This window comes from Pyxidicoccus fallax, from assembly GCF_012933655.1.
Taxonomy (GTDB): Bacteria; Myxococcota; Myxococcia; order Myxococcales; family Myxococcaceae; genus Myxococcus; species Myxococcus fallax.
This window is the reverse complement of record NZ_JABBJJ010000122.1, coordinates 25274-32948: the sequence shown is the minus strand read 5'-3', so window position 1 is coordinate 32948 and position 7675 is coordinate 25274. Positions and strand designations below refer to the sequence as shown.

At 70.8% G+C, this 7675-nt stretch carries 8 protein-coding genes; 5 read left to right on the top strand and 3 right to left on the bottom strand.

The genetic code is table 11. The features are described from left to right. Positions 1–243: 243 nt before the first annotated feature. A complete protein-coding gene (locus HG543_RS25005) occupies positions 244–663 on the bottom strand; it encodes a hypothetical protein (RefSeq protein ID WP_169347365.1) in 420 nt (139 codons plus the stop codon). 173 nt (positions 664–836) lie between these two features. On the opposite strand from HG543_RS25005, the gene HG543_RS25000 reads away from it, so the two are divergent. Then, complete coding sequence (locus HG543_RS25000) at positions 837–1514, top strand: trimeric intracellular cation channel family protein (protein WP_169347364.1); 678 nt, start codon at positions 837–839, stop codon at positions 1512–1514. A 24-nt stretch (positions 1515–1538) separates the two neighbouring features. Next, entirely contained in the window at positions 1539–2207 is a 669-nt protein-coding gene (locus HG543_RS24995; RefSeq protein WP_169347363.1) for a hypothetical protein, read from the top strand. Here HG543_RS24995 and HG543_RS24990 read toward each other — a convergent pair. Beyond that, the gene (locus HG543_RS24990) at positions 2196–3092 is read right to left on the bottom strand and encodes a LysR family transcriptional regulator (protein WP_169347362.1); all 897 of its coding nucleotides are present in this window, start codon (positions 3090–3092) and stop codon (positions 2196–2198) included. The two genes, HG543_RS24995 and HG543_RS24990, sit on opposite strands and share 12 nt — an antisense overlap. A 75-nt stretch (positions 3093–3167) precedes the next feature. On the opposite strand from HG543_RS24990, the gene HG543_RS24985 reads away from it, so the two are divergent. Beyond that, positions 3168–4178 (top strand): zinc-dependent alcohol dehydrogenase family protein, encoded by a 1011-nt coding sequence (locus HG543_RS24985; protein WP_169347361.1) that lies wholly within the window; start codon positions 3168–3170, stop codon positions 4176–4178. Between the two features lie 15 nt (positions 4179–4193). Here the strand turns inward: HG543_RS24985 and HG543_RS24980 are convergent, their stop codons facing one another. Beyond that, complete coding sequence (locus HG543_RS24980; RefSeq protein ID WP_169347360.1) at positions 4194–5282, bottom strand: Kelch repeat-containing protein; 1089 nt, start codon at positions 5280–5282, stop codon at positions 4194–4196. A gap of 878 nt (positions 5283–6160) precedes the next feature. Here HG543_RS24980 and HG543_RS24970 point away from each other — a divergent pair. Next, positions 6161–7063: a LysR substrate-binding domain-containing protein gene (locus HG543_RS24970; protein ID WP_169347359.1), complete on the top strand. Its 903-nt coding sequence runs from the start codon at positions 6161–6163 to the stop codon at positions 7061–7063. 119 nt (positions 7064–7182) lie between these two features. Next, entirely contained in the window at positions 7183–7644 is a 462-nt protein-coding gene (locus HG543_RS24965) for a DoxX family protein (protein WP_169347358.1), read from the top strand. Positions 7645–7675: the final 31 nt, after the last annotated feature.

The window sequence follows — 7675 nt, the reverse complement described above, 5'->3', positions numbered from 1 at the left end:
GGGGAAGGCACCGCGGGGGCGGGGTCCTGAGACTTCTTGCAGGCACCGAGCAGCAGTGCCGAGCCGAGGAAGATCGCGGGGCCGAGACGGCGGTCCATGGGGGCTCTCCGGGGGGAGTAACGGCCCCACCATGGCAGAACGGCGGGAGTGGGAGGAAGTCACTCCCGGCGTAGCCGGTGGTACACAAAACGGTTTGGCGTGGGGCGTCGTGAACCTGGCCGCCTGGTCCTCATGCCCGCCGAATCACGGCTCGGAAGTGCTCTTCAACCAACTGGAGGCTTCCTCGCGTACGACTCCCGGAGCCTGCTCGTTGAGCACCACCGCTTCGAGAAGGCTCCTCAGCTCGGCTCGGCGCTCAGGCTCCAACCTCGTATTGAGGATACGGCCTACCATCATGACGCCGAACAGCGAGGGTGCGCGACGCATCGAAGAAATGAGGACGGGCTCGTAGTCACCCAAGCTCTCGATGCCGTGCAGGATGCTCCAGAACACGCCATAGCCCGTGCTGTCGGGGTATCGCTCGAATACGCCTAGGAGCGCCTGCAGCCCTTGCCGGGGCGCACCTGATTTCCACAGTTCATCGACGAGCTCGTCGAGCCCCAGCCAATCGCCGCCGTCCCATTGGAAATGCTCCAGCGCTTCCACCACCTGACGCGTGTTCATGGAGAAGGACGCTCCGTTGCAAGAACGTGGGCCTGGGTTCTACGCCTCGACGGAGAATCGCGACAGACGAAGCGACTCCATCGCTCGCACGGAGGTCTCCAGGGGTGGGGTTGCCATGGCCCCACGGGATTCCCTACGGTGCCGGCCGAGGCGCCGAGGACGCCTCCTTCGCGATGGCTTCATTCGACCTGACGGCTCCCACGGTTCCAGAGGAGGTCATCTCCCTGGGAACGCTCGTGGTGGATTTGCTGGGGGTGTTCGCGGGCTCGGTGCTGGGCGCGCTCGCGGCCGAGCGCCGGAAGATGGACCTGATGGGCTTCCTGGTGCTGGGGCTCGTCTCCGGTGTCGGGGGCGGCATCATCCGCGACACGCTGCTGCAGGCGGGGCCTCCGCTGGCGCTGGTGCGGCCGTCGTATCTCGTCGCGGCGCTGGTGGGCTCGTTCGTCGCCTTCCTCCTGGACTTGAGGAAGGGGCCGGGGATGCGGGTGCTCGCGACGCTGGATGCGGTGACGCTCGGCTCGTTCGCGGTGGCGGGGACGCAGCGGACGCTGGAGGTGGGGCTGCACCCCGGCACCGCGCTGCTCATGGGCGTCATCACCGCCGCGGGCGGCGGCGTGGTGCGTGACGTGCTCAGCCGCCAGACGCCGGCGTTGATGCGGGCCGTGCCCGGCTACTACGCGACGGCCGCGCTGGCGGCGAGCGCCGTATGTCTGGCCCTCTCGCAGGCGGGGCACCCCCGGCTGGCCCTGGGCGTGGGGATGGTGGTGGCCACCACGCTGCGGCTGGTGTCACTGCGCTTCGGCTGGAGGCTGCCGGTGAAGCGGACGCGCGGGGAGGAGTCGCGGGAGTGACCTCCGGCAGGAGGTGTAGGCTCCGTGGGCATGTCGCCCCTGGAGCCCGAAGACATCCGATTGGAAGAGTCGTTCCTCGACGCTGAGTCCCTGCTGCGGCAGTGGGGATACACGCAGGGCGCGGAGCCGTTCCTGGGCCGGTGGGAATGTCGGAACCCGTGGGGCATCCCGGGCCCGCTCTATGTCGGGGACGATGATTCGTGTGGAACGGGCCCCGAGGCCGCCCCGAACAACGTGTACCTCCATCTCCAGGGAGCCAGCCCTGGAGGCGAGTTCCTCTTCCGTCAGCCCTCCACGACGTACGAGCTGAGACAGGTCGTCGAGGCCGCGCAAATCAACGTGGTGTCGGAGTACTCGTGTGATGGGAACGCGCGCTGGACGCCAGTGACTGTCGCGGCGTGGTGGGAGTCCATCCAGCCCGTCCGCGAGCAGCTTCGCGAGACCCTCTCCAGGCATGTCACGAACATCCGACGGCTCACTGCCGTACAGCCCAGCGGAGTGTGGCCAGACACGTACAAGGCGGAGTGGGCGCGGGTGCAGGAGTCCTGGCCTCCCGCCGCCCTCCGCCGCTGGCTGGACTACCTGGACCACGGTGCCGAGACGTACCTGCGCCGCTACGCCTTCTTCCTGTCGACCGGGCGTGTGCCCGCGCTCGATGAGCCCGCCCTCCCGGAGCTGAGGTCATGGCGCTGAGCGAGCGGAGGTCGGACGCGCGGAGAGGAGCCGCGCGAGCCAGTCCATCACCGCGGTGACGCGGGCGCTGTGGCGCAGGTCCTGGTGCGTGACGGCCCACAGCTCCCGCGTGGGGAGCGCGGCGCGGGGAAGCACGGAGAGGAGGCGCGGGTCCGTGGCCGCGAGCAGCTCCGGCAGCACCGCGAGTCCCTGGCCCGCGGCGCAGGCGGACATGATGACGGTGGTGGCACTGGAGCGCAGGACGACGCGTGATGCGGGGACGTGCCGGCGCAGCCACTGTCCTGGGGGCGTCACGTCCTGGGCGGCCTCCGGGGCGAGCCAGTCATGCCGGGTCACGTCCCTCATTCCCGAAGGCCGCCCACGCCGGGCGAGGTACGCCTCGCTCGCGTAGACGCCGAAGGTGAAGGGCGCCAGCCGGCGCGCGATGAGCGACTGCTCGCGGGGACGGAACAGGCGCACGGCCACGTCCGCCTCCCGGCGCGACAGGTCCACCGCGAGGTTGTCGGCGCGCAGCTCCACCCGCAGCTCCGGGTGGGCCTGCTGGAGTTCCCACAGCCTGGGCGCGAGGACGTGGGTGGCCATCCCGTCGCCCGCGGTGAGGCGCACCGCGCCCGAGACGCGCCGGTCCGCGCCGGTCAGCTCCCGCTCCGAGGTGAGCACCTCCGCCTCGACACGCTCGGCATGGCCCCGGAGGACCTGCCCGGCCTCGCTCAGCACCAGCCCCGCGGGCGTGCGCTGGAACAGCTTCACGCCGAGCGTCTCCTCCAGCGCCGCCAGCCTCCGGCCGATGGTGGTGGGCGCGACTCGCAGCGCGCGTCCCGCCGCGGCGTGGGTGCCCTGGCGATGCACGGCGAGGAAGTAGCGCAGGTCGTCCCACTGGAGCATGGCCGTGCATGATTGCACGCCGGGCGTGCACGGACGTGCGTTTCCGCAGCCCCGGCCCGGGCGCATGGTTCGGGCATGAAGACCTATGAGCTGACACGGGGAAGTGATTTCCGCGCGCTGGCGCTGACGGAGCGGCCCGAGCGCACGCCGGGCCCTCGCGAGCTGAAGGTGAAGCTGCGCGCGGTCTCGCTGAACTACCGCGACCTGGCCATCCTGAAAGGGACGTACGGGCACTTCCCGCGCCCCTTCGTGCCCGTCTCGGATGGAGTGGGCGAGGTGGTGGCCGTGGGCTCGGAGGTGCGGCGCTTCGCGGTCGGAGACCGCATCATCCCGGCGTATGTGCCGGATTGGGTGCGCGGCGAGCCCACAGAGGAGAGCACCCGGCGACGCCTGGGAGGGCCCCTGGATGGGCTGCTGCGCGAGTACGCGTGCGTGCACGAGGACGCCGCCGTGGCCGCGCCGAAGCACCTGACGGACGCGGAGGCCGCCACGCTGCCCATCGCGGGCGTCACCGCCTGGCACGCGCTGTTCACCCGGGGAGCCGTCAGGCCCGGAGACACGGTGGTGGTGCAGGGGACGGGTGGCGTGTCCCTGTTCGCGCTCCAGCTCGCCCGGATGGCGGGAGCGCGGGTGCTCGTCACCTCGCGTAGCCCCGCGAAGCTGGAGCGCGCCGTGGCGCTGGGGGCGGCGGTGGGCATCAGCACGCGGGAGGAGAAGGCCTGGGAGGCGCGGGTGCTGGAGCTGACGGAGGGGCGCGGGGCCGACCACGTGGTGGATGTCGCCGGGGGAGAGGGAGTCGGCCGGTCCATCGAAGCGGTGCGGATGGGGGGCACCGTGACGCTGGTGGGCTTCCTGGACAGCGCCACGGCGCGCTTCGACCTCACTCGGGCGTTCCGGCGCGTGGTGCGGTTGCAGGCCGTGTCCGCCGGCAGCCGCGATGACCTGGAGTCGCTGGGCCGTGCACTGGAGGCCCAGGGCGTGCGGCCCGTGGTGGACCGCACGTTCCCCTTCGAGCAGGCACCCGCGGCCTTCGAACACCTGGCCAGCGGTGCCCACTTCGGGAAGGTGGTCATCACCTTCCCGTGAGGCACACGGCGCGCACTACTCCGTGAAGAGCTCCGCGGAGGAGTACCACTCGGGCTCCTCCTGGCTCGTGCCGCCCACGACGAGCACCTGGCCCGACGGCAGCAGCGTCGCCGTGTGGCCGGTGGTGGGCTGGTCGTAGCCCACCGAGTACATCGACCAGGAGGCCGGGTCGAACAGCTCCACGTAGCCGCCCACCTGGTTGCGCGTGCCGCGCGCCACCAGCACCCGGCCCGACGGCAGCACCGTCAGCGAATGGCCCCGGCGGCGCGGCTCGTTCGCATACGAGACGTACTCCCAATAATCATCCTCCGGCCAGTACATCCACGCGCCGCTGTCGTACCAGGTGTTCTCCTGGCCCGTCGCCAGCACGATGCCCGAGTCCATCAGCACCGCCGCGTGCCCATAGAAGGCCGGCGGGTCCGACACGCGCGTCCACATGCCCGTGGCAGGGCTGTAGACCTCGGCCGCGGCCACGAGGCCGTCGTCATTGATGACCAGCACGCGGCCGTCATCCAGCAGCGTGGCCGTCACCCGGCCCCCCGCCGTCGACAGCGAGCCCGTGGCCGTCCAGCGGGCCGTGGAAGGGTTGTAGAGCTCGGCGCTCTTCAGCACGTTGCCGCTGGCGCCGAAGCCCGCGACGGCGAGCACCTGGCCCGAGTTCAGCCGCACCATCTGATGGCCACGGCGCGCCGTCACCAGGGAGCCCGTGGTCATCCACGTGTTGGAGAGGGGGTTGTACAGCTCCGCGCTCGCGAGGACGGCCGTGCCGCTGGCGCCACCCGCCACGAGCAACCGGCCCGAGGGGAGCAGCAGCGTGGCGGTGTGGCCCGTGCGCGCCACACTCATGTTCGGCATGAGCGTCCACGTGTTGGCGGCGGGGTCGTACAGCTCGGTGGTGTTCGTTGGACCGCCGGAGCTGGTGCCACCCGTCACGAGCACCTTGCCGGAGCCCAGCAACGTGGCGGTGTGGTAGTAGCGATAGCGGCTCATCGAAGCGGCCGGCGTCCAGGTCGCCGCCGTGCTCGTCTGGGGCAGCACCGCCGCCGCCAGCGCGGTCCAGAGTCCAAGCCAGAGCCACGTCTTCGCTGCGGATACTCGTGTCATACGCTCCTCGTGGGTGGGGGAGAGGGAGTGAGGCGCCGGCATTCTGGTCGGAAGCCCTGACGGAGCGTGCGAGGGACTTGTCCCGTCAGCAGAATGTGACTTGGTGTGGGTGCGGGGCCTTCAAGGTGCACTCCGGCTGCAGGTGCTCCCCTCGCTGAGGCCTCCAATGTTCGCCGCGCCGCTCCATGCAGTCCTTGCGCTTCCGAGCCTGTGAAAACGCAGGGGTTGCGGGGGAGGCAAGGGCCCTCCCTCGGAAACGGCTCGGTACGGCCCTTGCTACTGGAGGGGTCGTAGCGTGACTGAACACCACGAAGCTCCGCCCCGCAGTCGAAGTGGCAGTCGCAGGTGAAGTGGCAGTCGCAGTCGCAGTCGCGGTTGAAGTCGCAGTCGCAGTCGCAGTCGCAGTCGCGGTTGAAGTCGCAGTCGCAGTCGCGGTTGAAGTCGCAGTCGCGGTTGAAGTCGCAGTCGCGGTTGAAGTCGCAGTCGCAGTCGCAGTCGCAGTCGCAGTCGCAGTCGCAGTCGCAGTCGCAGTCGCAGTCGCAGTCGCAGTCGTGTCGTGTCGTGTCGTGTCGTGTCGTGAAGTCCCGGGCGGGACCTTCGGAAGCAACAGGTGTCGCAGGCACGCCCCGGGGCGCCCCATCTTCCCCGCCACGCGCATTCGCGCATCGTGTCGGGCGGGGTGCCTCGGGTGATTTTCCACTTCGGAATCAGGTTCCACGGCAGGCCTGTGGAGCGGCTCTCCTCACCGAGACTCCGCATCCTCTCGTCACGTGAAGGCTCGGGGGAGCTGGAAGCGTGGACGTGGCACCCGGTTCCGGAGGCGGTGTCGCGAGCGCCGGCCTTCATCGGCATCGCGCCGCCGTGGCAGTCTCCCCGCGGTGAGCGAACCCCTCTTCGATGACCTGCTCGGCCTCGCGTGCTTCGCGCGCGTCGTCGAGCATCGCTCGTTCACCCAGGCGGCCCGGGTCCTCGGTGTGTCCAAGTCCGTGGTGAGCGCGCGAGTGGCACGGCTCGAGTCCCGCGTGGGCGAGCCGCTGCTCATCCGCACCACACGCAAGCTCACCGTCACCGACGCGGGAATGGGCGTGTACGCGCATTGCGCGCGGATGCTCCAGGAAGCCGGCGCCGCCACGCGCGGGGCCACCGACGCGGGCCGGGGCTCGCTGCGCATCAACGCGCCCGTGAGCTTCGCGCAGATGTACCTCGCTGCGCCCATGGCCCGCTTCCTCGCCGCGCACCCGGACACCCATGTGGAGCTCGTGCTGAGCGACCGGCTGGTGGACCTCGTCGAGGAGCGCGTGGACGTGGCCCTCCGGATTACACGCCTGCGCGACTCCAACCTCGTGGCGCGCAAGCTGGCAACCACCTCGCTGCACGTGTGCGCGGCGCCCGCGTACCTGAAGCGCCGGGGCACGCCGGAGCGGCCCGAGGACCTGCTCCACCACGACTGCCTGCGCTACACGCACCTGCGCGCCGAGGACGAGTGGCGCTTCTATGGCCCGCGAGGCCGCATCCGCGTGCCGGTGTCCGGCTCGCTGTCCACCGGCAACGGCACCATGCTCCGCGAGGCCGTGGCCCAGGGCATCGGCCTCGGCATGCTGCCGCGCTTCATGGTGGACGAGGACCTGCGCTCCGGGCGCCTCGTCACCGTGCTCGACGACTTCGCGCCCCGGCCCGTGGGCATCCACGCCATCCATGCGTCCGGCCGGACTCCCGCCCCGCGCCTGCGCGCCCTGCTCGACGTGCTGGCCGCGGAGTTCCGCTCCGCGCGCTGGGGCTGATTGTTCGGCACGCAGAACGATTCGTTCTCGACGCGCGTCTTCCGGCGGGCCAGCGCGGAAGGCATTCCATGGGGCGTGTGAGGGGAACGCCTTCCCTCCTGTTCCAAGGAGCCGCCGTCATGAGCCGCATCGAGTCCGTCCTGTCCTCTCCCTCCGCCCGCGCCGTGGGGCCCACCGTGCTGCGCGTGGCCCTGGGCGCGGTGTTCCTCGCGCACGCGGGGGCCAAGGCCTTCATCTTCACGTTCGCCGGCACCGAGCAGTTCTTCGAGGCCCACGGCTTCCCCGGGTGGACGGCGTGGCCCGTGTTCCTCGCGGAGCTGCTCGGTGGGCTCGCGCTGGTGGCGGGCTTCCGCACGCGGCTCGTGGCGCTCGGCCTGGTGCCGGTGATGCTCGGCGCGTTCAAGCCCCACCTCGCCAACGGGTGGATGTTCACCAACTCCGGCGGCGGGTGGGAGTACGTCGCGTTCCTCCTCCTCGCGCTGGTGGCGCAGGCGTTGCTGGGCAGCGGGGCGTTCGCCATCGACGGCGCGCGAGCGCGGCAGGCGGCTCCGTCTGGCCGCGCGGCGGGCGCGGTGGCGTGAAGCCGCGCCCGGCGTCCAACCAAACCTGACA